Source organism: Mesorhizobium sp. P2_B5 (assembly GCF_056404775.1).
In genome coordinates this window covers 41,633-64,446 of the sequence record NZ_JBFUDJ010000015.1, presented here as the reverse complement: position 1 = coordinate 64,446, position 22,814 = coordinate 41,633, and the positions used below count along the sequence as shown (strand labels likewise).

15 protein-coding genes are annotated in these 22,814 nt (G+C 61.9%); 8 read left to right on the top strand and 7 right to left on the bottom strand.

Annotated elements, in window-relative coordinates:
• Positions 1-129: 129 nt before the first annotated feature.
• The gene (locus AC1D1N_RS29720) at positions 130-723 is read left to right on the top strand and encodes a DJ-1/PfpI family protein (protein WP_477352803.1); all 594 of its coding nucleotides are present in this window, start codon (positions 130-132) and stop codon (positions 721-723) included.
• A 67-nt stretch (positions 724-790) separates the two neighbouring features.
• Here AC1D1N_RS29720 and AC1D1N_RS29715 read toward each other — a convergent pair whose 3' ends face one another.
• On the bottom strand, positions 791-1,687 hold the full coding sequence (locus tag AC1D1N_RS29715) for a GntR family transcriptional regulator (protein WP_352593208.1): 897 nt from the start codon (positions 1,685-1,687) through the stop codon (positions 791-793).
• A 269-nt stretch (positions 1,688-1,956) separates the two neighbouring features.
• Here AC1D1N_RS29715 and AC1D1N_RS29710 point away from each other — a divergent pair, with 269 nt between their 5' ends.
• The 5 genes from AC1D1N_RS29710 (at position 1,957) to AC1D1N_RS29690 (ending at position 6,079) form a co-directional block, all read left to right on the top strand.
• A complete protein-coding gene (locus AC1D1N_RS29710) occupies positions 1,957-2,907 on the top strand; it encodes an ABC transporter permease (RefSeq protein ID WP_477352852.1) in 951 nt (316 codons plus the stop codon).
• 17 nt (positions 2,908-2,924) lie between these two features.
• Positions 2,925-3,689 (top strand): ATP-binding cassette domain-containing protein, encoded by a 765-nt coding sequence (locus tag AC1D1N_RS29705; protein ID WP_192247747.1) that lies wholly within the window; start codon positions 2,925-2,927, stop codon positions 3,687-3,689.
• A gap of 141 nt (positions 3,690-3,830) precedes the next feature.
• Positions 3,831-4,697 (top strand): sugar ABC transporter substrate-binding protein, encoded by an 867-nt coding sequence (locus AC1D1N_RS29700; RefSeq protein WP_477352850.1) that lies wholly within the window; start codon positions 3,831-3,833, stop codon positions 4,695-4,697.
• Between the two features lie 108 nt (positions 4,698-4,805).
• Positions 4,806-5,828 carry a zinc-binding alcohol dehydrogenase family protein gene (locus AC1D1N_RS29695; protein ID WP_477352848.1) on the top strand — a complete coding sequence of 341 codons (1,023 nt, stop codon included), beginning with the start codon at positions 4,806-4,808 and terminating at the stop codon, positions 5,826-5,828.
• Between the two features lie 110 nt (positions 5,829-5,938).
• Positions 5,939-6,079 (top strand): hypothetical protein, encoded by a 141-nt coding sequence (locus AC1D1N_RS29690; RefSeq protein ID WP_352593199.1) that lies wholly within the window; start codon positions 5,939-5,941, stop codon positions 6,077-6,079.
• A gap of 220 nt (positions 6,080-6,299) precedes the next feature.
• On the opposite strand, the gene AC1D1N_RS29685 is transcribed toward AC1D1N_RS29690, so the two are convergent.
• The 6 genes from AC1D1N_RS29685 to AC1D1N_RS29660 form a co-directional block, all read right to left on the bottom strand.
• Positions 6,300-8,033, bottom strand: coding sequence for an SEL1-like repeat protein (locus tag AC1D1N_RS29685; protein ID WP_477352800.1), 1,734 nt, complete (start codon positions 8,031-8,033; stop codon positions 6,300-6,302).
• Positions 8,034-8,061: 28 nt separating this feature from the next.
• Positions 8,062-9,423, bottom strand: coding sequence for an HlyD family type I secretion periplasmic adaptor subunit (locus tag AC1D1N_RS29680; protein ID WP_477352798.1), 1,362 nt, complete (start codon positions 9,421-9,423; stop codon positions 8,062-8,064).
• A gap of 73 nt (positions 9,424-9,496) precedes the next feature.
• A complete protein-coding gene (locus AC1D1N_RS29675) occupies positions 9,497-11,800 on the bottom strand; it encodes a peptidase domain-containing ABC transporter (RefSeq protein ID WP_436258603.1) in 2,304 nt (767 codons plus the stop codon).
• A gap of 357 nt (positions 11,801-12,157) precedes the next feature.
• Positions 12,158-16,381, bottom strand: a complete 4,224-nt coding sequence (locus AC1D1N_RS29670) for a DUF4347 domain-containing protein (protein ID WP_477352796.1) — start codon at positions 16,379-16,381, stop codon at positions 12,158-12,160.
• Between the two features lie 91 nt (positions 16,382-16,472).
• Positions 16,473-16,787, bottom strand: a complete 315-nt coding sequence (locus AC1D1N_RS29665; RefSeq protein ID WP_162712396.1) for a hypothetical protein — start codon at positions 16,785-16,787, stop codon at positions 16,473-16,475.
• Positions 16,788-17,886: 1,099 nt separating this feature from the next.
• Positions 17,887-18,171: a hypothetical protein gene (locus tag AC1D1N_RS29660; protein WP_477352794.1), complete on the bottom strand. Its 285-nt coding sequence runs from the start codon at positions 18,169-18,171 to the stop codon at positions 17,887-17,889.
• A gap of 33 nt (positions 18,172-18,204) precedes the next feature.
• Here AC1D1N_RS29660 and AC1D1N_RS29655 point away from each other — a divergent pair, with 33 nt between their 5' ends.
• Together AC1D1N_RS29655 and AC1D1N_RS29650 are read left to right on the top strand one after the other, a co-directional pair.
• Entirely contained in the window at positions 18,205-21,681 is a 3,477-nt protein-coding gene (locus AC1D1N_RS29655) for a glycosyltransferase (RefSeq protein WP_477352792.1), read from the top strand.
• Positions 21,682-21,718: 37 nt separating this feature from the next.
• Positions 21,719-22,801, top strand: coding sequence for a tetratricopeptide repeat-containing glycosyltransferase (locus tag AC1D1N_RS29650; RefSeq protein WP_477352790.1), 1,083 nt, complete (start codon positions 21,719-21,721; stop codon positions 22,799-22,801).
• Positions 22,802-22,814 lie beyond the last annotated feature (13 nt).

Below are 22,814 nucleotides of genomic sequence, written 5' to 3'. Positions count from 1 at the left end.
CGAGCCGCCGATCACCCACGACCACGCCAAGGAATATCGTTCCCCAGTCCGCGATTTGACCCGATCTTGATCCCGTAGAAGGCGGGCGCGAAGTGCGCCTCGCCTTGAAATAAGCCGAGAGGAAGCGCCATGCCAGGCAAGAAGATACTGATGCTGACCGGTGAATTCACCGAAGAATATGAAATCTTCGTCTATCAGCAGGCGATGGAAGCGGTGGGACACACCGTTCATGTCGTGTGCCCCGACAAAAGCGCCGGAGACACGATCAAGACGTCGCTGCACGATTTCGAAGGCGACCAGACCTATACCGAAAAGCCCGGTCACAATGCGCTGATCAACAAGACCTTTGCCGACGCTGAGAAGCAGCTGAGCCAATACGATGCTGTATACTGCGCCGGCGGTCGTGGCCCCGAATACATTCGCACCGACAAGCGCGTGCAGGCGATGGTCCGTCATTTTCACGAGGCCAAAAAACCGATCTTCACGATCTGCCATGGCGTACAGATTCTGATCGCGGTCGACGGCGTCGTCCGTGGCAAGAAGGTGGCGGCGCTCGCGGCTTGCGAGCCGGAGGTGACGCTTGCTGGCGGCACCTACATCGACCTCTCTCCCACCGATGCTTATGTCGATGGGACGATGGTTTCGGCAAAGGGTTGGACGGCGCTTGCCGCGTTCATCCGCGAATGTTTGAAGGTGCTGGGAACGGAAATCCGCCACGCGTAAACTCCTGGAACCGACGCATTCCTGAGGTGCGTCGGTTCTCTTCAATGGGAGTGGCGCCTCTAATCCATCATTCATCGAACCCAATCAGCGAACGCATGAGCGTTTCCCTGGCTGAAGCCAGATGCGCGCGGCAGGCCGCCTCGATCCGGGCGGAGTCACGGCTCTCAAGCGCATCGATATAGGCGAGGTGTTCGTGCAGCGCGGCAAGGTTGCGCTGCTTTTCGTCCTGCTTGTTCCATTGATAGTGGTAGTGAAAAATGAAGGTGATGATGTCGTAGAAATCATCGATGAAGCGGTTCGGTGACGCCTCGTTTATGAGCCTGTGGAAGCGGTTGTCGAGGCCGGAGAAGTCGTGAAAGCGGCTTTCAATCTGCTCCAGCAAATCGGCATGCGCCATCTTCAGCGCTGCGAGTTTTGACCAAAGGGGAGAACTGTCTGGCTGCCGCGAAAACAGTTGCGCGGAACGCAGTTCAAACATCACCCGAATCTCGAACAGCTCGAGTGCGAAATCCTCCGTAAAGCCCTTGAAAAGCCAGCCTGTATTAGGTCTTTTCTCGATCAGCCCAAAGCGGCTGAAGCGTATCAGGAACTCGCGAATTCCGTTGGTCGCCACACCGAACTGCCGTGCGAGCTCCAGCTCGTTGATACTTGTTCCGGGCCTGGTGTCACCCCGCAGCATCCACTCCATGAATTGTTGTTCGACATGCTTGGCGCGTGGCGTTGTTTCGGCGTCGGGATAGCAGTCGTTCTCATCGACCTCTCGTCCCACTGTCCTGATGCCGTTGCGTACGGTGACAAGCTCGCGGCGAACAAGTTCTTGCAGAACCTTTCGGACGGTGGTGCGGCTGACGCCGATGAGCCGCCTCAGCTCATTTTCGGAGGGAAGCCCCCCGACCAGTTGTCCATCTCGCAGCATAGTTGCAGTTCGATTGAAGGCCTTCTTGTAGACGGTGTCGGTTCGCATCGCACCTTCCTCCAAACAATACCTTGTCCTTTTTAGCATGAACTTTATCCATAAAAAACAACTTGACCCAATCAAGCCAGTTGTTTTTTATCGATAAGAAGAGGACCTAAGCATGATTTGAGTTTTTGACGACGCGGCTCGCACGAGCTTCGGCGGGGAGGGGAATTTTGCCTGAAACGGGAAACACCGGCACCACTGCCGGCGAGGCCGCGTTGCCAGCTTCCAGGAAGCAGGAAGCTGTTCCCGGCCTTGCGCTTGGCCTGGCCCTGCTGAGCGCTGGTCCGGTCGTCATCCTGGTGCTGCTGATCGTCGTTCTCAGCTTTCTGTCACCCTATTTCCTCACAGGGCGCAACCTCAGCAACATCCTCGCCCAGACCGCCGTCATCTCGGTGGTGGCAATGGGCCAGCATCTGGTCATCCTGACACGCGGGATCGATCTCTCCGTCGGGTCGAACGTTGCACTGGCTTCCGTCGTCGGCGCGCTCAGCTTTCATGCCGGCGCTCCTGCCATCGTGGTGATCGCGGTGATGGTTGGATGCGGTGCGGCGGTGGGCGCCATCAACGGGCTCTTCTACGTCTTCGGCCAGCTGCCGCATCCTTTTATCATCACGCTGGCGACATTGAGCATCGCCAAGGGGTTGGCGCTGCAACTGGCCGACGGGCGCGCCATCCCTGGCATGCCGGGTTCGATCGACGCACTCGGCCGCGAGGCGGTCTGGGGTCTGCCGGGATCGGTCTTCGTCGTTGCCGGCGTTGCCGCGGTTCTTTTCGTCATGGCCAAGACAATGGTCTGGGGGCGCTGGATCTATGCCGTCGGCGGCCGGCCCGACGCTGCCGTGCGCATGGGCATTCCCGTGTCCTGGGTCCTGGTTTCGGTTTATGTGATTTCAGGGCTGTGCGCCGGCATCGGCGCCGTCATCCTTGCCGGCCGCACCGACGCCGGTTCGCCCTTGTTCGGCAATCTGCTGGAACTGGATACGATCGCGGCGGTGATCATTGGCGGCGCCAGTTTTCTCGGCGGCCGCGGCCATCTCGGCCATGCCTTGATCGGCGCCATCATGATCGGCGTCATCCGCAACGCGCTCAACCTGCTCAACGTCAACGTCTTCTTCCAGCTCATCGTCATCGGCGTGGTCATCGTCATAGCGGTCGAGTCCGATGTGCTGCGCAACTATCTCGAAGGGCGCATGCGTGTCATGCAGGCCGGGAGGCAGTCATGAGCGCCGTTGTGACCAGCATCGATCATGCAGCCACAACGGATGATCCCGTGCTGGCGGTGCGCGGTGCTACCAAGCGTTTCGGCTCGGTTGTGGCGCTGGACGATGTCAGCATCGAGGTCCGGCGGGGTGAGATCCTCGGGCTTCTCGGCGACAATGGCGCGGGCAAATCGACACTGACCAAATGCATCAGCGGCGTGCACCAACTCGATGCCGGCGCAATCCTTCTGGACGGTGCGCCAACGCAGATACGCTCCCCTGCGGATGCGCGCTTTGCCGGCATCGAGACCGTCTATCAAGACCTGGCGCTGTTCGACAATCTGACGCCGGGACAAAACTTCTTTGCCGGTCGCGAACTGGCCTGGCCGCAATGGCTTCCACGCGGCCTGCGATTTCTTCAACAGCGCAAGATGGACGCCGAGACCCGCGTTTTATTGACAAACCTCAAGGTTACGCTGCCGCGGCTGGACGCCGTCGTTGCCATGATGTCGGGTGGTCAAAGGCAAGCCATTGCGGTGGCCCGGTCGACCGTATTTGCCCGCAAGGTCGTGATCCTGGATGAGCCAACCGCAGCACTTGGCCTGCGTGAATCACGCCAGGTGCTCAACCTGGTCGCTGCGCTGCGCGATCAGGGCAACGCCGTCATCCTGATAACTCACAATATGGAACATGTCGTCGAGCTTGCCGATCGCGCCGTGGTGCTTCGCCAGGGCCGCAAGGTTGGTGAACTCATGCCGACCAAGGACAACAAACAGGAGCTGGTTTCCATGATCGTTGGAGCCTGACCGTTCGAGATTTGGGGACCGTTCCGGTCCGCAAATGCCTGAAGCGACTTCCGCCGGAAGACGCCTCAATTCCAAGGGAGGAATGGAATGCCAATGAACCGAAAACTGTCCGCTGGGCTGGCGATCGCCGTTGCGTTCGCGATGCCGGCTTCGGCCGCCGACAAGATCAAGGTCGGCCTGATTACGAAATTCCCGGTGCCGTTCTACTCGACCATGGAGGACGCCGCCAAGAAATACGCGGCATCTCATCCAGAGATCGAGCTGGTCACCGGTCAGGGCCAGGCGGCCACCGACATCGAGGGTCAGATCGCGCTGATCGAATCCATGATCACGCAAGGCGTCAAGGGACTGGCGATCACTCCGGTCGATCCGACCGTAGCACCGGCGCTCGACAAGGCGGTCGCGGCCGGCATCAAGGTGGTTCTGGTCGACAACAGCATTCCTGACTGGAAAGGCCAGACAGCACTGGTTTCGACCAACAATCTCAATGGCGGCAAGATCGCCGGAGAATACCTGAAGACCGTGCTGAAGAGCGGCGACAAGATCGGCATCCTGCAAGGGGTGCCCGGGGTGCCGGCGCTGGACGACCGGGTCTCCGGCATGATGGAGGGTCTCGGCGACGTCAAGGTCGAGGTCGTCGGCAAAGGTGCAACCAATTGCACGCTCGAACTTGGCACGTCAGTGACCGAAGACATCCTGACCGCCAATCCCGATCTCAAGGCGATCTACTCCGCCTGTGGCCCGCCAATCCCGGGTGCTGTCAAATCGATCAGCAATGCGGGCATTGCCAACGACAAGATCATCCTAGTCGGCTTCGATGCCTGCTGCGGTGAGATCGAAGCGATCAAGTCGGGCGCGGAAGACGCCAGCGTTGCACAATTTCCGGCAAAAATGGGCGAGCTTGGCATCGACACCGTCGTCAAGGCGATCCGGGGGGAAGCCGTCGAGGCCAATGTGGATACCGGCGCCGGCCTCGTGACGCTGCAGAACGTCAAAGACTTCGAGTGATCCAGCAATGGTCCGGCGGATTGCTCCGCCGGACCACTTCCTGTTGTCGACACTGGGATGAAAGAGCGCCGCTAGCGAAGGGATGAAATTACGGTCATGGACCCTGCCATTAAGATCGTCCGATGCGTCGAACCCGGCAGACTGGTGTTCGAGGAGCGGCCTGCGCCAGGCAGTCCGCCGGAAGGCTGGGCGCTGGTCAACGTAGCCCATGTCGGCATCTGTGGAACCGACTTCCACATCTTCCAGGGCAAGCATCCCTACCTCGCTTATCCACGGGTCATGGGCCATGAGGTTTCAGGAACGATCGCGGCAATCAACGCGCCAGGGGACATCGCGGTCGGAGAGCAAGTTCTCGTCAATCCCTATCTTGCCTGCGGGAAATGCGCGGCCTGCCGGCAGGGCAAGCCGAACTGCTGCGTGGCAATCGAGGTGCTAGGCGTGCATCGTGACGGTGCCATGAGCGAGCAGCTTCTCGTGCCGGCACAGAACTTGATTCCAGCGACCGGCCTGTCATTGGTCGAGGCGGCCACGGTCGAGTTTCTGGCCATCGGTGCGCACGCGGTGCGCAGATCGATGGCTGGGCCAGGCAATCGCAACCTGGTCATCGGCGCCGGGCCGATCGGACTCGGCACCGCTCTTTTTGCCCGCATCGCGCAACAAAGCGTGACCGTCATGGACGTCGACACCGAGCGGTTGGCCTTTGCCGCGCAATTGGGTTTCCTGGTGATCGACGGATCGAAGGGATCGATCAATGAGACGATAGCGGAGCGAACCGTCAAAGCAGGCTTCGATGTCGTCTTCGACGCCACGGGTAACAGCCGTTCGATGCAGTCGGCCTTTACCTATGTCGCCCATGGCGGCGTCATGGTGATGGTCAGCGTCGTGCCGGACGACATAACCTTCTCCGATCCAGAGTTCCACAAGCGGGAAATGATGCTGATCGGCAGTCGCAATGCGACGCACAGTGATTTCCAGCACGTCATTGCCTCGATCCGGGCCGGTAAAATACCAATTGACCAACTCGTCACCCACCGCACGACCCTGCGCAACAGCCCCCGCGACATCGCGATCTGGGCGCGGCAGAAGTCCGGTCTGATCAAGGCCGTCATCGATGTGGCAGGATCCGCGTGACTTCAGCAGACACGATGTTCACATTTCGCAGCAGGCGGATCACACTTGGGCTGGCGGCCCAATGCGCAGCACCTCACCCTTTCGAAGCTAATTGAGAACGAATACGATCGATGGTGAAGGAAGTCGTCACGCCCATTTTCCAGTTCGGCACCAGCCGCTTTCTGCAGGCGCATGCAGCGCTCTTTGTGCACGAGGCGCTGCAGGCAGGCGACGCGGTCGGCCCGATCACGGTGGTTGCGATCAGCGGATAGGCCGCCGGTCGAGCCCGACTGCAGGCGCTTGCCCGCGGTGTGGGCTACCCGGTTGTGGTTCGTGGGCTGGAGAAGGGCCGGCGCGTTGAGCATGAAATCGGCGTGAAGTGCATACGGCGCGCGCTCGATGCCGAGGTTGACTGGGGACGGTTGACTACCCTATTCGCAGAACAAGCGGAATTCGTCGTCTCGAATACGACCGAAGCGGGCTATGCGGGCCTCAACCCGAGGCGAGTTCGGCAAGTTCGTCGGCCGCTTCACTGATACCGTAGGCTGCCGCGCGCTCGAGCCACAGGCGACCGGCTACCAGGTCGCGCTCCCCAGCGATACCCCTTGAGAAATAACGCCCGAGCATGAGTTGGGCTTGGCCATGCCCACGTCCAGCAGCGGCTGCGTACCACTTCTGCGCTGTCGTTTGGCTGACCGGCACGCCCTGGCCAGCACCATACAGCGCGCCAAGTGCAAACATCGCTCCGGCGTGACCGTCGAGAGCGGCCCGCTCGAACAGCTGCATGGCAACCTTTGGCTCACGTGTGCCCCCGCGCCCGTTGAGCAGCATCTCGGCAAGCGCCACCTGCGCGTCGAGCATGCCGGCATTGGCTGCCCGAGCAAACCAGAGGCGGGCCTGCGATGGGTCGGGCGCCACGCCGCGTCCATCTTGCAGGAGGCGGGCGTACATATATTGCGCCTCGGCGACACCTTCAGCCGCGCGCCTTAGCCATTGCGCCGCTTGCCCCTCGTCCTGGCGGACGCCGACTCCGTTGGCGAAGCAGAGCCCAAGATTGAATGCCGCTATCAGGTCCCCCGATGATGCGGCCGCTTCGAACCATCCGGCAACGCTTGCATGATCATCGGGCTCGCCGGCTCCTTCGAGAACAAGATTGGCGAGATCGACCTGTGCTTCCTGATTGCCGCCATTTGCAGCGGCGCGCAGCCAGCGTGCCCCCTCTTCGAGATCCTGAGCCACGCCGTTCCCCGTCAAATAGAGCGAGGCCAACGCGCGGGCGGCGGCCTGATGGCCCGCTTCGGCCGCCCGCCGGTACCAGTTTGCGGATTCTGCAAAATCCGGCCGCTGCGTCTTCACATAGCGCTCGCCGAGGAGATAGGCGGCCTCGATATTGCCTGCCAACGCAGCACGCCGCATCCACGCCTCTCCAGCAGCAATATCCTGGTCGACAAATGCACCATCAATCAGGGCTAATCCCAACCGGAACTGGGCGGAGGGAAGGCCTTTCTCCGCAGCAGCCTGATATAGTTGAACCGCTGCAGCCATTTCGCGTGCGACGCCCAGCCCGTGCTCGGTAAGAACCGCGAGAAGGTAGATTGCGGTCGGCAGACCGGCGTCGGCGGCACGTCTTACCTCTTTTGCAACCCTGACCCTGTTTTCCCGTTTGCCATTGCGGGCCAGCGACAGGGCAAAGCCGAGACACCCCTCGGCGCAGCCGGCAGAAGCCGACTTCTCGTACCACCGGTGCGCCGCATCTGCGTCGCGCATTGGTTTGGGGCCGCTGGTAAGTATATAGCCGAGGATAGCCTGTCCCACGGCCGAGCCCGCCTCGGCCGCCCTGGTGGCAAAGTCGAACGCGGCCGTGAAGTCTGGTTTGCCCGAGGTATCTGGTTCAAACAATTGGTTGGATTCGGCGCCGTTGCCGTCAGCTTCCTTAGCCACCAGCCCCGTCAAATAGAGAGCGGCGAGGAGCGCTTGCGCATCGGCGCTCCCGTGATTGGCTGCCCGCATCAGCCATCGCGCGCCTTCCACACGGCTCGGCGGCACACCCGAGCCTTCGAGATAGCAACGCGCGACCCGGTACTCGGCGTCGACGATTCCCGCCCGCGCCGCGCTCGCCATCAGCGGAAAGGCTTCTGCGGGCTTGCCGCTGTCAGCGAGCTGGATCGCCCGGCGCAACGCTGCCGACGGGGAAGCAAGAACAGTCAGCCGATCCAGGATTGTCATCGATCCGAGTCTCCGATACCCCCGTGCGCTACGGCTCCCGCATTGCCTCCTGGCCGATCGGGAGCATCACACCGAGAATGTATTTGAGCACTGTGCGACGGCCGACCTTTACGTCGGCGGTCACCGGCATGCCGGGGCTCACGATGAAACCGGCAGGCACGCCGTGGAGGGCGACCTGGTCGATGGAAATGCGCGTGCGATAGAACGGCTCGGCGTCGGGCGGCAGCATAGCCAGGGAGCTGTTCGGATCGCGTGCTTGCTCCTGCGCAGAGAAGGAATCGGGGCTAAGTGCCCGCACGGTGCCATGAGCAAGGCCGTATTGCGAATAGGGGAAGGTGTCGAACTTAATGACCACTGGGTCGCCGACATGCACAAAGCCGCTGCTGCGGCCGACGATGTTTGTCTCGATCTCAAGCGGCGCGTTGGCCGGCACCAGCGTAATCAATCGCTCGCCGGACTGCAGGACCGACCCGACCGAGACCTTGGCCACTGACTGAACGATGGCGTCTGCTTCGCTCTTCAGCTCGACCAATTGCTTACGCAGCTTTGCCTTGTTGAGAAGTTCGCGGGCGTCGGACATGCGCGAACTGGCCTCGGACAGGCTCTGTGAAACATCCGCTCGCCAACCCTGAATATAGCCGTCGCGCTCGGCGGCCACCGCTGCCTGCTGGAGCTTTGCGGCTTGCGCGGTCTGCTCGGCATTGCCGAGCGCCCGGGACATTTCAGCGCGATTGTCCTCGGCAAGCAGCGTATTGAGTCGGCTGCCAACCTGCCTTGCTTCGAGTTGCTTGCGCATCTGCTCAATCGAGCCGGCGACCGCGAGTCGCTGGCGGTAGCCATCTGCATCCGATAGCGAACGCGAGACTACGGAACTGAGTTCGTCGCGCTGCCGATCGAAATTCTCAACCTTGGCGTCATAGACCGCCTTGCGACGCTCAAAAATCGATGCCTGCAGGGTCCAGCTTGGGTCGAGACCGTCATAATCGAAAGCCCGGCCATCCGCTTCCGCCTTCAACCGCGCGACTTCAGCTTCAAGCGTCGAAACCTGCATGGCGAGCGTCGCCAGATCGGCAGAAGCAAAAGTCGCATCGAGGCGAGCAAGCACTTGACCGGCCTGCACGTGCTGTCCTTCACGAACGTCGATCGAGCGAACGATTGCCGTCTCCAGCGGCTGCACGACCATGTTGGGCGATTTTGACACCACGAGCCCTCTGGCCGTTACGACCTGATCGACCGGTATCAGGCCGGCAACAGCGATCAGCGCGATGACCAGGCTCGCGATGATCCAGACGATGCCGCGCGCCGCCTGCGGGATAGGGGCATTGGCGACAGCCGTCGACGGCCACTGGAACTCGAGTATGGCCGGCGTTGTAGGATCCCTCGTTTCCATCCGATGCCGCCGAGGCGGAAGGGCGATGAGAGAGGTGCTACTCATGGGTTACCGGACCTGAATTGTGGCATCGTCAAACCAACCGCGGTGGGATGGCGACCGGGCGGCCATGACGGCCGTCGAGGTGCCGGTTTTGCTGCGACCACAGCTGGCGATAAAGCGCGCATCGCTCGAGCAGTGTCGAATGCGGCGCGACGTCGAGGACCTTACCCTGATCCATAACCAGGATGTTGTCGCATTCTGTCAGTGAGGATAGCCGGTGCGAAACGATGATCATCGTGCGCCCGCTGGCGATGCGCATGAGATTGGCGCTTACCACTGCCTCGCTCTCCGGGTCGAGCGCACTGGTCGCTTCGTCGAGGATGAGAATGGTCGGATCGTGGATGAGAGCGCGTGCGATCGCCAGCCGCTGCTTTTGACCACCTGACAAATTGGGCGAACCTTCCTCGATATAGGTGTCATAGCCATTGGGCATGCGCTCGATGAATTCCTGGGCGCCGGCGAGGTGTGCGGCACGCATGGCATCGGAAAGCGTCAGGCCTGGCCGCCCGGCGATGATATTGTCGCGGATCGACCCGCGAAAGAGAAAGTTGTCCTGCAGGACCACGCCGAGCCCTTGGCGAAGATGGCGTAGGTTGATCTCCTTGAGGTCGACGCCATCGAGCTTGAGGAAACCGCTGTAGTCGCGGTTGATTCCCTGCAGGAGGCGCGCGATCGTTGATTTTCCCGACCCGCTGCGCCCAACAATGCCAAACATGCTTCCGGCGGGAATGTGGAAGCTGACCCTGTCAAGCGCCGGTGTCTTCGTAGCGATGTAACTGAAGGTCAGGTCGCTGAAAGTGACCTCGCCCACGAGCCTGGGTCTCAGGCCGGTGGAATTCGAACTGCTCTCCAGCGGCCGGTTGAGAACCGAGGCCGCCTCTCCGATGGCTGCACCGACCTCCTCGTAGTCTTCAACCAGTCGCGCCAGGCCGACCAGCGGCTGCGCTACGCGCTGGGAGATCATCATGAAGGCGAACAGGCTGCCAACCAGGTAGCCCGAGCGGTCGTTCAACGCGAGATAGGCACCGATCAGCATGGTGCCGAGCACCATAACGCGTTCGATCGGCGTCACCAGCGTCTGCGGCCAGCTTGCAAGCTGCCCGAAGGCGAGGCGAGCCTTTCCGGCTTCCGCCACCCGCTCGTCCCAGAGCGCCTTGCGCTGCGGCTCGAGGCCGAGCGCCTTCACTGTCTTGATGCCGACGACAGTCTCGCCAAGCGCTGCCGACTTCCAGGTCTCGGCTTCGACCACTCGCTGGTATCTGCGGCGCAGCGGTTTGAGAAAGGCAAGGATGATCAGCATGATCACGGCCGCGCAAGCCATTACGACCCAGGCGAGCGTGGAGTTGATGTAGAACATGACCGGTACCAGCACGCACAGTGTGATTAGATCCAGGAACGTGCTGAGGAGTTTTCCGGTCAGGAACTCTCGAATACGATAGACTTGGGCCAGATGATACATCGTCTCGCCGGCCGGATGACGCTCGAAATAATCGAGCGGCAGGCGCAAGAGCCGGCTAAAGACGTGCAACTGCAGCTTGGTGTCCAGACGGGCGCCGACGACGTTGATGATCAGTCGCCGCGCATGGCCAAGAAGTGTCTCATAGGCGAAGACCACGGCAATCACCGCAGACAAGAGCAGCAAAGTCGAGATGCTGTTGAACTGCAGCACCTTGTTGACCAACGTCATCACGATGAGTGGCGGCAGGATGGTCAGGATGCTCAGCGTGAACGAGGCAATGGCTATGTCGCGCAGGGGCTGGCTTTCTAGCCGCACCAGCTGGGTGAGCCAGTGAAGGGTGAAAGGCGCATCCGCCGCCACGTGCGACCGTGTCGCGCGCAGCAGCACCGCCTCGCCCGTCCACACCCGCGACAGCCGAAGCTCATCGATGGCGGTGGCCTCACCGTCGTCTGGCGCGTCGGCACTTTTGAGGAAGACGACATTGCGCTCCGCACTCGCTCCGGTCAGGAGGGCCGCGCCGCCATCGCTGAACAAGAGCACGACCGGTCCGGTGTCCTGGAAGCGCAAGAGGTGCGACCAGCGGATGCGCAGGGCACGCGCCCACATGCCGGCGTTCTGCGCCCATTCGGAGAGATCGGTAGCGGTCGGAACCGAGCTCGCTGTCCTGAATTCGTTGGGGTCGAGTTCGACGCCATGATAACGGGCGGCCTGCAGTACTGCCTTGAGGCGTGGCGCGATCTGGTTGCGCTCGGCGGGACCGCCGGGAGGCCGCTCGGCAGCGTTGTGCACGCCGGCCTGGCGCGCTGCATCGTCGACTTCGGAGCTTGCACGGATCGAGACCGGCTGGTTTTCGGCGTTTACGGGCACGTTTACCATGGACTTCTCATCCGGTACGCAGGGCGAGGGTTCGAAAATGCCCGGGCCGAGGCGTTTCCGCCGAGGTTTCCGGTAACGCAGCACTGTACTCCGAACCGATCCGCCGCGCGACTCTCATGCCAATCCGTGTCTGGAGGTGGTGAACGTGAGAATTCCGCTCTCCCGCGAAGTCCGCGCGTACGTTTTATCGATGGTCTCTGGTCATGGTGGCTGACCATGGTTCGCAAGCCAGGCGCTGCGGGATGATGCTTTGCGAGCCAACAATTTAGAATAATCAGCGCGCGGGTCCCGCTTTCCAGCGAAGCCCGCGCGCCTGTTCTCAATCTGGACCAGTCCCTGTCCAGGTTCATTGCCTACTCACTCATGCGGCTTCAAGAGATCCTTCAGGGACGTCTTGACCGTGTGGTCGTTGCTGGCGTAGCCGGCGCCAGGCTTGGTCTGGTCCGAGGTGAGATCCGTGCTCGCCCCGGACGGCTTGTTCTGGTTGTTGCCGAATCCGCTGATCGTCTTGAGGACATTCAGCAGGTCTGTCGTTACCGATGTGGCCGCGAGGCCGACCAGGTTGCGGAACGACGCATGGTTGCCAGGATCACCGTTGCCGTCGGTCGAGCCCGACTGCAGGAATTTCGCAGTGTCCTTGAGGCCGAGCGAGTCGGATGTGACCTTAGCGTGGTTGTGACCAGGGCCGTTTTCTGCATTGTTATTGTTCCCGGAACCACCAGGTGCATCCTGATCTCCATTGCCAAAGCCGTTATTGCCATGGTCGTGGTCACCTGTGTCACCGCCGCCCGAGCCCGTGGCACCGGTTGCCCCGGTCGAACCCGTCGCCCCGGTCGAACCCGTCGCTCCGGTCGAGCCAGTCGCTCCGGTGTCGCCAGTTGCACCAGTCGCGCCGGTATCGCCAGTAGCGCCCGTTGCTCCGGTATCGCCAGTAGCGCCCGTCGCACCGGTATCACCAGTTGCTCCGGTATCGCCGGTCGCACCTGTTGCTCCAGTGTCACCAGTAGCGCCTGTTGCTCCGGTATCACCAGTTGCTCCGGTGTCGCCGGTTGCACCAGTGGCTCCGGTGTCGCCGGTCGCACCCGTGGCTCCGGTATCGCCGGTCGCACCTGTTGCTCCGGTGTCACCAGTAGCGCCTGTTGCTCCGGTATCGCCAGTAGCGCCCGTTGCACCGGTATCGCCGGTCGCACCCGTGGCTCCGGTATCGCCGGTCGCACCCGTATCGCCAGTAGCGCCCGTCGCACCGGTATCACCAGTTGCACCAGTATCGCCAGTTGCACCAGTCGCGCCGGTATCGCCGGTCGCACCTGTTGCTCCAGTGTCGCCAGTAGCGCCTGTTGCTCCGGTATCACCAGTTGCTCCGGTGTCGCCGGTTGCACCAGTGGCTCCGGTATCGCCGGTCGCACCTGTTGCTCCGGTGTCACCAGTAGCGCCTGTTGCTCCGGTATCACCAGTAGCGCCTGTTGCTCCGGTATCACCAGTAGCGCCCGTTGCTCCGGTATCACCAGTTGCTCCGGTGTCGCCGGTTGCACCAGTGGCACCGGTATCGCCGGTCGCACCCGTGGCTCCGGTATCGCCGGTCGCACCCGTATCGCCAGTAGCGCCCGTCGCACCGGTATCACCAGTTGCACCAGTATCGCCAGTTGCACCAGTCGCGCCGGTATCGCCGGTCGCACCTGTTGCTCCGGTGTCACCAGTAGCGCCTGTTGCTCCGGTATCACCAGTAGCGCCCGTTGCTCCGGTATCACCAGTTGCTCCGGTGTCGCCGGTTGCACCAGTGGCACCGGTATCGCCGGTCGCACCCGTGGCTCCGGTGTCACCAGTCGCGCCGGTATCGCCAGTAGCGCCCGTCGCACCGGTATCACCAGTTGCACCAGTATCGCCAGTTGCACCTGTCGCGCCGGTATCGCCGGTCGCACCTGTTGCTCCGGTGTCACCAGTAGCGCCTGTTGCTCCGGTATCACCAGTAGCGCCTGTTGCTCCGGTGTCACCAGTAGCGCCCGTTGCTCCGGTATCACCAGTCGCGCCGGTATCGCCAGTTGCGCCCGTCGCACCCGTATCGCCGGTCGCACCCGTGGCTCCGGTATCGCCGGTCGCACCCGTATCGCCAGTAGCGCCCGTTGCTCCGGTATCACCAGTTGCTCCGGTGTCGCCGGTTGCACCAGTGGCACCGGTATCGCCGGTCGCACCAGTTGCTCCGGTATCGCCGGTCGCACCAGTTGCTCCGGTGTCGCCAGTTGCACCAGTCGCGCCGGTATCGCCAGTTGCGCCCGTCGCACCCGTATCGCCGGTCGCACCCGTGGCTCCGGTATCGCCGGTCGCACCCGTGGCTCCGGTGTCACCAGTCGCGCCGGTATCGCCGGTCGCACCTGTTGCTCCGGTGTCACCAGTAGCGCCTGTTGCTCCGGTATCACCAGTCGCGCCGGTATCGCCAGTTGCGCCCGTCGCACCCGTATCGCCGGTCGCACCCGTGGCTCCGGTATCGCCGGTCGCACCCGTATCGCCAGTAGCGCCCGTTGCTCCGGTGTCACCAGTCGCGCCGGTATCGCCAGTTGCGCCCGTCGCACCCGTATCGCCGGTCGCACCCGTGGCTCCGGTATCGCCGGTCGCACCCGTATCGCCAGTAGCGCCCGTTGCTCCGGTATCACCAGTTGCTCCGGTGTCGCCAGTTGCACCAGTCGCACCAGTGTCGCCAGTAGCGCCCGTTGCTCCGGTGTCACCAGTTGCTCCGGTGTCGCCAGTCGCACCAGTTGCTCCGGTATCGCCGGTCGCACCCGTGGCTCCGGTGTCGCCAGTTGCACCAGTCGCGCCGGTATCGCCAGTTGCGCCCGTCGCACCCGTATCGCCGGTCGCACCAGTTGCTCCGGTATCGCCGGTCGCACCCGTGGCTCCGGTATCGCCGGTCGCACCGGTATCGCCAGTAGCGCCCGTCGCACCGGTATCACCAGTTGCACCAGTATCGCCAGTTGCACCAGTCGCGCCGGTATCGCCGGTCGCACCTGTTGCTCCGGTGTCACCAGTAGCGCCTGTTGCTCCGGTATCACCAGTCGCGCCGGTATCGCCGGTCGCACCCGTCGCTCCGGTGTCGCCAGTTGCACCAGTCGCACCAGTGTCGCCAGTAGCGCCCGTTGCTCCGGTGTCACCAGTTGCTCCGGTGTCGCCAGTTGCACCAGTCGCGCCGGTATCGCCGGTCGCACCCGTGGCTCCGGTGTCACCAGTTGCACCGGTATCGCCGGTCGCACCCGTGGCTCCGGTGTCACCAGTTGCACCAGTATCGCCGGTATCGCCAGTGGCACCTGTGGCTCCGGTATCGCCAGTTGCACCAGTCGCGCCGGTATCGCCAGTCGCGCCGGTATCGCCAGTTGCACCAGTCGCGCCCGTATCGCCAGTTGCGCCCGTATCGCCGGTCGCACCAGTTGCACCAGTATCGCCGGTCGCGCCAGTGGCTCCGGTGTCACCAGTTGCACCAGTAGCGCCTGTTGCTCCGGTATCACCAGTTGCTCCGGTGTCGCCTGTTGCACCAGTCGCGCCGGTATCGCCGGTTGCGCCCGTCGCACCCGTATCACCGGTCGAGCCAGTGGCACCCGTATCGCCAGTCGCTCCGGTCGAGCCAGTGGCGCCGGTATCGCCGGTCGCACCTGTGGCGCCAGTGGCGCCGGTCGCACCCGTCGCGCCAGCACCGGTGGCGCCCGTCGCACCTGTGGCGCCGGTCGCACCGGCGGGTCCCGTCGGGCCTATTTGATTCGTGATGGCGAGACTGCCCCCATTGAACGTATCGCCATTGTCGCCATTATTATCAGCATCGGTCGTGAAATTATAAGTATTACCAACGCCAGGTGTAAGCGTACCGTACAAGTTGAAGCCGCTGCTGTAAATCGTATAAGTATGAGTAGTGTCAGGAACAGTTATAGTTATAGCGAAGGCGGGAGCAATCCCATTAGCTGATGATGGGAGCACAAAGCTGCCAACAACAGTGTCCGGATCGGCGGTTGTGTCTACGAGATAGAAAGTGTTAATGCTTTTGCTGCTGCCGGCGTCTATCGTGCCGGTGAGCGTCAGATCACCTGCTGCAAGCACCCCAGCGTAACTTGCCACACCCACCGTGGTCAGCGGTGGCCGGGGCGTCGTCACGCTCCCACCAGCGGACAGTTCCCAGGCGCCACCCAGGGCCGCTGCGCCAACCAGCGACCTCGATGCGCGGACGTCCGCGCCGATGGCCTCTTCCAGCGCTACAATGAAGGCCTCGCCGACATTCCCCGATGCCGTCTCGCAGCTCCACAGCCGCAGTTCGCCGTCCGCGGCGAGCGCCCTGCCGATGGCGGCGAAGTCCTCAGCGCCTCCCTTCAGTGCGGCCGCCGACCATTCACCTGCAGTGAAGCTAACCCGGCCAGGTGCGCCGTGCGCGATGACGTGCACCGCGTCGAGCCCTTCGTGCCCTGACAATGCGGCAGCGATCTGCTGCGCTGCCGGTCGGCGGCCATCCAGCACGACAGCCCGGACTTCGGACCTCAGGTTACCGAGAACGGTCTCGAGGTCGGAGATAGAAGGATCGACAAAGAGAATTTCAGAGGCACGGGCCATGACTGGCTCCTGTTGGCTTCGAATTCAATTCAAGGGGAAACCGCCCACCGGCTTTGCCGGCGAGCGGTGAGACAAGGGGACTTGGTAGAGGTCATCGTCCGGACGGCCCGACGGCGCCGTCGGGACGTTCGAAAGCGGGGCTCTCTACGCGCAGGAAGCTGCAGGCCTGGAAATTCCCGCCATCGTCAAACGTGCCAATCGCAAATGAGCCGGCTGCGGCCGGAACCTTGACGGTGACAGCAACGGCGAGGCTTCGCTTGGCGGCCTTGGGAAGAATGACCTGACCGACGATGGCGCTCTTGGCCGTGTCCAGGATAAAATAGGGCACATTTTCGGTCGTGTCGCCGATGGGCAAGACGCCTCTAACGGCAACTTCCATGACCGCAAACCCTGCTATGTAGCTCATCATGTCCTCCTTGGTCGGCGGCGGCTGCGCCGCTGTGTGTCTTGTTTCGTGCCTAGGTTTCTATCGCTGCCGATAGCCCGCGCTCGCTGAGGCCGGCCGCGCTTCTATCGGCACTCGAGCCGCGCGCATTGAGCAGCCTGCAGCTCCGTGAACCAACCGGCGACGCGCATTGCGACGAGACGCACGCGCAAGGCTTGACGGCATCTTAGTGCCGCTCGATCGAGCGGCGTCCCACTTGTCTTCACTGAGGGTGTGGAGTTCGCAGGCGTGCGGCGGTCCACAGTGCGCCGACGAATACCCGTCAATCGCGGGGCAATCCCTGCTGGCGAGAATGTGCGGATAATTGAGGGGTTGGTCGAAGCGGAAACCTGCGTCGCGGGCGCATCGTTTCGCACTTGGTATCACACCAACCACAGCCAACTCCCACCATGCGTGTCAACTTGCGAGGGAATCGACTACTTGCAAGGGAACATCAGGTTGGGAAAACGCTGACCTTGAGTTCAAGGCAGTACGACGTCTTCTTTGCACGCCACCAAACACCCTCGGCGCCCTCACGCACGAAGTGACTTGCTCCAGATACTCTCTTGGCTTCGCAGACCGCACGGACCGACAGGCCTACTGCCCGGTCCGCGGAAACCCTCCCATATATAAGGCATTAGTAAATTATAAAATTAGCAACTTGTAAATAACCTGTTTACGATTTGTTAATTGCGCAACCACGGCTAAGTACCTTGGCAAACATCGAGATGGCGCGCATGCGGCCAAATGCATCGAAAAATCCGGGGCTTAAAGATGCTCCGCCTTCGTTAGCGGCGGACCCTTGATATCGCGGCGGAGCTTTTGCGTGAGCGATTGGCCCAATTGGAAGGTTTGTTCGCCCCCTTCGTCCAAGGCGACCGCGAGGCCCTTGCTGCGATGGAAAGTGCTGGCTAACAATGGATGGCGCTGAGGTCGCGTTTGCAAAGGAAGGGATGAGCGATACTTTGCAACAGAGGTCATGCAAATGGCCGAGGCAGGGGGCAATGCATATGGGGCATGAAGGTCGGACACGTCCGCATCCGAACGGATCGCAGTCCCAAATGAGACCCTGGCACAAATGTTACCGCCTCGGCGCGCAGTCCTGCGGGGAGCCAATAATCAGCACATGACAAGCGGCAAGCGCCTCTGTCTCAACATGATCGTCAAGAACGAGATGGCGAACCTTCCACGCTGTCTCGGGGCGGTTGTCGACCACATCGACTGCTGGGTCATCGGCGACACCGGCTCGACCGACGGGACCCAGGATTTCGTCAAATCGTTCTTCGCTGCCCGCAACCTGCCGGGCGAGTTGCACGAATTCCCATTCCATAATTTTGAGCAGGCGCGCAACGCGGCCCTCGATCATGCCTATGCCTCCCCACTCGCTTACGACTATCTGTTGTTTGACGACGCCGACATGGAACTGGTGGTCGAGGATGCGGGCTTCCGCGAGCGCCTCGACAGTTCGGGCTACCGGCTGCTGCAGCGGTCGGATTCCGGCCTGGCTTATTGGAACACGCGGCTGGTCAAGCGCGACGCCGGCGCTCGCTACCACGGCGTGACCCACGAATATCTCGACGTGCCCGGTGGCGTGCAGGAACTGCGCAGCGCTTGGTACAAGGACCACGCCAGCGGATCGAACCGCGTCGACAAATTCGAACGCGATGCCAGGCTTTTGCTGGAGGCACTTGAGAAGGATCCGGAAAATCAGCGCTACTGGTTCTACCTGGCGCAATCCTACCGCGACGCCGGGCGGACGGCGGAGGCCGCAGTTGCCTATGCCAAGCGCGCCGCGATGGGCGGCTGGGACGAGGAGGCGTGGAACGCCCGCCTGCAAGAGGCGCGCTGTCTGCGCAAACTTGGCGACGAGCCTGGCTTCATTCAACAGGCGCTCGCCGCCTTCAATCAACGGCCGCAACGTGCCGAACCGCTTTATGACCTTGCGCGGTTCTACCGCGAGAAGGGGATGAACCACGCCAGCGTACTGTTTTCCGAAGCGGGGCTGGCGATCAAGCGGCCGGAGCATGACATTCTGTTCATCGAGGACCACATCTACACGACAGGCCTGCTGGAAGAATTTTCCATTGCGGCAAACTACGCGCACGACCCCGTGCGCAAGGACCGCGGTTTCGCGGCCTGCAACTGGCTGGCGCTGAACCGGACCATCGGCGACGGCCCCAGGGACCTGGCGTGGTCCAACCTGTTCTTCTATGTGCAACCAGCCAAGGCAATGATGCCGTCCTTCAACGCGCGTCCGGTCGGCTTCACGGCGCCCGATGGCTATCGGTCGTCAAACCCATCAGTGGCTCGATTGGGCGAGCACATCGTGCTCTTGCAGCAAACGGTGAACTACACCTTGGCCGACGAGGACCTCCTGTCTGACACGCCTGACGGGCGACCGGTTCACACGCGCAACTTTCTGCTTCGACTGAGCGATGAACTCGCCATCCAGTCCGCAAGCGAGATTTTGCCGCCGGTTGACATACCGGAGCCCGCTAATGGCCGGGTTCTCGGATTTGAGGACATGCGCCTGTTTGCTTGGCGCGATGCGCTGTGGGGCGTCTCGTGCGTGCGCGGGCTGACACAGGAGGGTTGGTGCGAGCAGGTCGTCGCGCGCATCGACGAGAGTGGCGCCTGCCGGCTGGCTGACTGGCGCGTGCTGCATCCGGCCGGACCGCGAGGGCACGAAAAGAACTGGATGCCGCAAGTCAAGCTCAGCATGGTGGAAGGAACGGCAGATACGCTGCAGTTCATCTGTCTATGCGATCCCACCCGGATCGTCGACGAGCGGGGTGCCACTGTCAGCGAGACCGCTCCCGCGATTGCCGCACAACGGTTCAGGGGCGGAACCCAGCTGATCGCATTCGCCGGCGGGTGGCTCGCCTTGATTCATGAAGTCCAGTGGCGGACCGCGGAGAAGCGACATTATTACCTGCACCGGTTCGTCTGGTTCGACGAAGCCAACGCCTTGCGAAAGGTAAGCCGTCCGTTCTTCTTCGACAAAAAGGGCGTTGAATTCGCCGCCGGGCTGGCGTGGCACCCGGACGAAAAGCGTTTGCTGATTTCCTACAGCGTCGCCGACACTGGGTCCTGGATCGCAACCGTCGAAGAGGCGGAGGTGAGGTCGCTGCTGGAGGATGTGGATAGCCTGCCATCGGGTAAGGCAGATACGCCGTCTGGGTTGACGCTAGCCTCTGTGCATGGCTCTCCGCTAATGGAAACAGGGATCAATCCTTACCGCACTGACGACGGAGCCGTGGGTGATGCAAGCCTGGCGCCCTCGGAACGCAAGAACCTCGGCGCCGGCGGCATGAAGTCGACCGGTGAGATCTTTCATGAGCTGGCGCCGTTTCTGCCCGACGTCGATTCTCCGCTGGAACGACGGGAACGATCTCGCCAGTTCGACGCGCGGATTTCTCCCTTCCTTGACAGCGACAACACTGCACTTCCGCAGATCAACTGCTTCTATGAAGTGATGTCCGACAAGGCCGAGCATCGTACCCTCATTGCCGCCACGACCTCAATGCGGGCAGCAGGCCATCCGGTGCGGGTGTGGAGCTACGCACCCGAGAAGCTCGCGTTCCTCGTTCCGCACGGGATCGAAGTCCGCAATGCCGACGACGTCATGCCGCGGGCGCTGTTCGAGCGCATCGTCGCCGGCTCCGAGATCAGGTATTTCAGTGACATTTTCCGTTATGCAGTGCTTTACGAGCATGGCGGGCTTTGGATGGATTCCGACGTCATCCTGCTACGGCCCTTCCCCTTCCGCGGCGATCATTTCTTCAATTTGCAATGGCGCGGATCGCACAAGGGCCACTTCATTTGCGGCAACGTCATCTACGCCAAACCCTACAGCGGCCACCTCAGGGCGCTGTACGAGATGTCGATCTCGCGCTTCCATGATGCCAGCGGCAAGGAATTCGGAGACATCGGCCCCAAGCTTCTGTCCGACTACATTGCCTCCGACGCAGGAGAGGCGCTGCGGGAATGGGTGTTCAGCCCGATGTTCTTCAACACGATCGACTGGACGGAGATCGACCGGTTCGAGAAGCCGACTGCGGAATTGGCTGACTATCTGAACGACGAGCGGGTGTTCGGCATCCACCTGTGGACGGCACGCAATGAGGCCCGTCCGGGCGGCGAGGGCGCGCCGCTAATTTCGCAGCTGATCAATCCGCTCGACAGCTTTCCAAGCCTCACAAGCCTCGCCGACCGCTTTAACACTGACAAGAACAGGCACACCGGTAACCGACACGCCTATGCCAGGGTTTATGATCGGTTGTTGTCGCCCAGGCGCTTGTCGATGCGGCGGTTGATGGAGATCGGCCTCTGCCGTGGCTTAGCCGAAGGCAATCAGACCGAGACTCCATCCGTCTCGCTGTGGCAGAGCTATTTTCCATTCTGCCAGGTTATCGGGCTCGACCTGACGGATTTTTCGCAGCTCAACAATGAACGGTTCACGTCGTTTGTCGGGGACCAATCCAAGCTGGACGATCTGCGCCGCGTCGCTGCAAAGCTCGAATCGGGATCGCTCGACGTAATCGTCGACGACGGCAGCCACGCCTCGTTCGACGAGCAGTTGACACTGCGCGAGTTCTTCCCGCTGCTCGCCTCGGGCGGTTGGTATTTCCTCGAAGACCTCGACTGGCAGCCGCCCGGGGAAGATCTCGGCAAGATCACGCTGACCAAGACCCTGCTGCGGGAGATCCAGCAGCACGGCGGCGCCCGCTCGGTCGATCCGCTGGGGGTGAGCGCGCTTGCCGATCAATTCGCCGAGATCCTGTTCTTCGACAGCCATTATGAGTTGAACCGGGCGAAGCTGCTGGGTGGCCTGGTCGCTATCCGCAAGCGCGCCGGATCGGGGCACTTGCGCTAGGCAATGTCATGCAACAGGCTTGAGTAGCGGGGTGCATTTGAAAGTCGCGGTCTACACCATCGCATTGAACGAAGCCGCTCACGCCGAGCGGTGGGCAAACTCGGCCGTCGACGCCGATTATCGCATTGTCGCCGACACCGGCAGCACCGACGGTACAGTAGAACGGCTGAAGGCAGCTGGCGTCACCGTGCACCAGATTGCGATCCGCCCGTGGCGCTTTGACGACGCCCGCAACGCGGCCATGGCACTTATTCCCGCCGACGTCGATGTGTGCTGCACAATGGACATGGACCGGTTTCTCGAACCCGGCTGGCGGCCGAAGCTCGAGGCGGCCTGGAAACCCGAGACCACTGCCCTTTTTTGTCAGACCACCTACAAATCGCGTGTCGATGACTCGACACCGTTGCGAAGCTGGCCGGCGAAGAATTTTCACCATCGCTGGGGGTATCGGTTCAAGCGCCCGGTCCATGAGGCGCTGGTGTTCACCGGAGAAAGGGAAGTGACGGCAAGCAGCAGCGACATCGTCATGTTCGAGGTACAAGACCTCACCAAGCCAACAAGGAACAGCTATCTGCCTCTTATGGAAGTCGCACACAAGGAAGATCCCGCTGACGCACAGATCTGCTTCTGGCTCGGTCGAGACTTGATGTGGGCCAATCAGCAAGATCGGGCCGTCCAGCTGCTTGAACGCTACCTTGCCTTGCCTACCAGCACATGGGGCGAAGAACGATCCGAGGCGATGCGTTACATCGCTCGCATGCGACCGGAACAAAGGTTGTCCTGGCTGGACAAGGCGCGGACGGAAGCGCCGCATCGCCGCGAGATCTGGCTCGACCTCGCCGAAGAGTTTCACGGCAAGGCCGACTGGCTGAATCTTTTTTGGGCTTGCACCAACGGGATCGAAAAGACGCATCGCACAGGTAGCTATTTGGACGACCAGAACTGCTGGAGCTTTCGGCTGTATGATTTGGGTGCGATAGCGGCGTGGCATCTCAATGCGATGGACCGCGCGGTAGAGTGGGGGCAAAGAGCGGTCGAGCTCGATCCAAACAATAAGCGGCTCAAGGATAATCTCATTTTTTTTATGCGGCGCCGAGAAGAGGTGCGAACGGATCTGTAGCGCCGCCCGAAAT

Coding starts and splice junctions, on each gene's coding strand:
- AC1D1N_RS29670 (WP_477352796.1), bottom strand. CDS start 16,381: ATGGCCCGTGCCTCTGAAATTCTCTTTGTCGATCCTTCTATCTCCGAC.
- AC1D1N_RS29680 (WP_477352798.1), bottom strand. CDS start 9,423: ATGGAAACGAGGGATCCTACAACGCCGGCCATACTCGAGTTCCAGTGG.
- AC1D1N_RS29715 (WP_352593208.1), bottom strand. CDS start 1,687: ATGCGAACCGACACCGTCTACAAGAAGGCCTTCAATCGAACTGCAACT.
- AC1D1N_RS29685 (WP_477352800.1), bottom strand. CDS start 8,033: ATGACAATCCTGGATCGGCTGACTGTTCTTGCTTCCCCGTCGGCAGCG.
- AC1D1N_RS29690 (WP_352593199.1), top strand. CDS start 5,939: ATGGTGAAGGAAGTCGTCACGCCCATTTTCCAGTTCGGCACCAGCCGC.
- AC1D1N_RS29720 (WP_477352803.1), top strand. CDS start 130: ATGCCAGGCAAGAAGATACTGATGCTGACCGGTGAATTCACCGAAGAA.
- AC1D1N_RS29660 (WP_477352794.1), bottom strand. CDS start 18,171: ATGATCGAGGGCCGCGTTGCGCGCCTGCTCAAAATTATGGAATGGGAA.
- AC1D1N_RS29700 (WP_477352850.1), top strand. CDS start 3,831: ATGCCGGCTTCGGCCGCCGACAAGATCAAGGTCGGCCTGATTACGAAA.
- AC1D1N_RS29675 (WP_436258603.1), bottom strand. CDS start 11,800: ATGGTAAACGTGCCCGTAAACGCCGAAAACCAGCCGGTCTCGATCCGT.
- AC1D1N_RS29665 (WP_162712396.1), bottom strand. CDS start 16,787: ATGAGCTACATAGCAGGGTTTGCGGTCATGGAAGTTGCCGTTAGAGGC.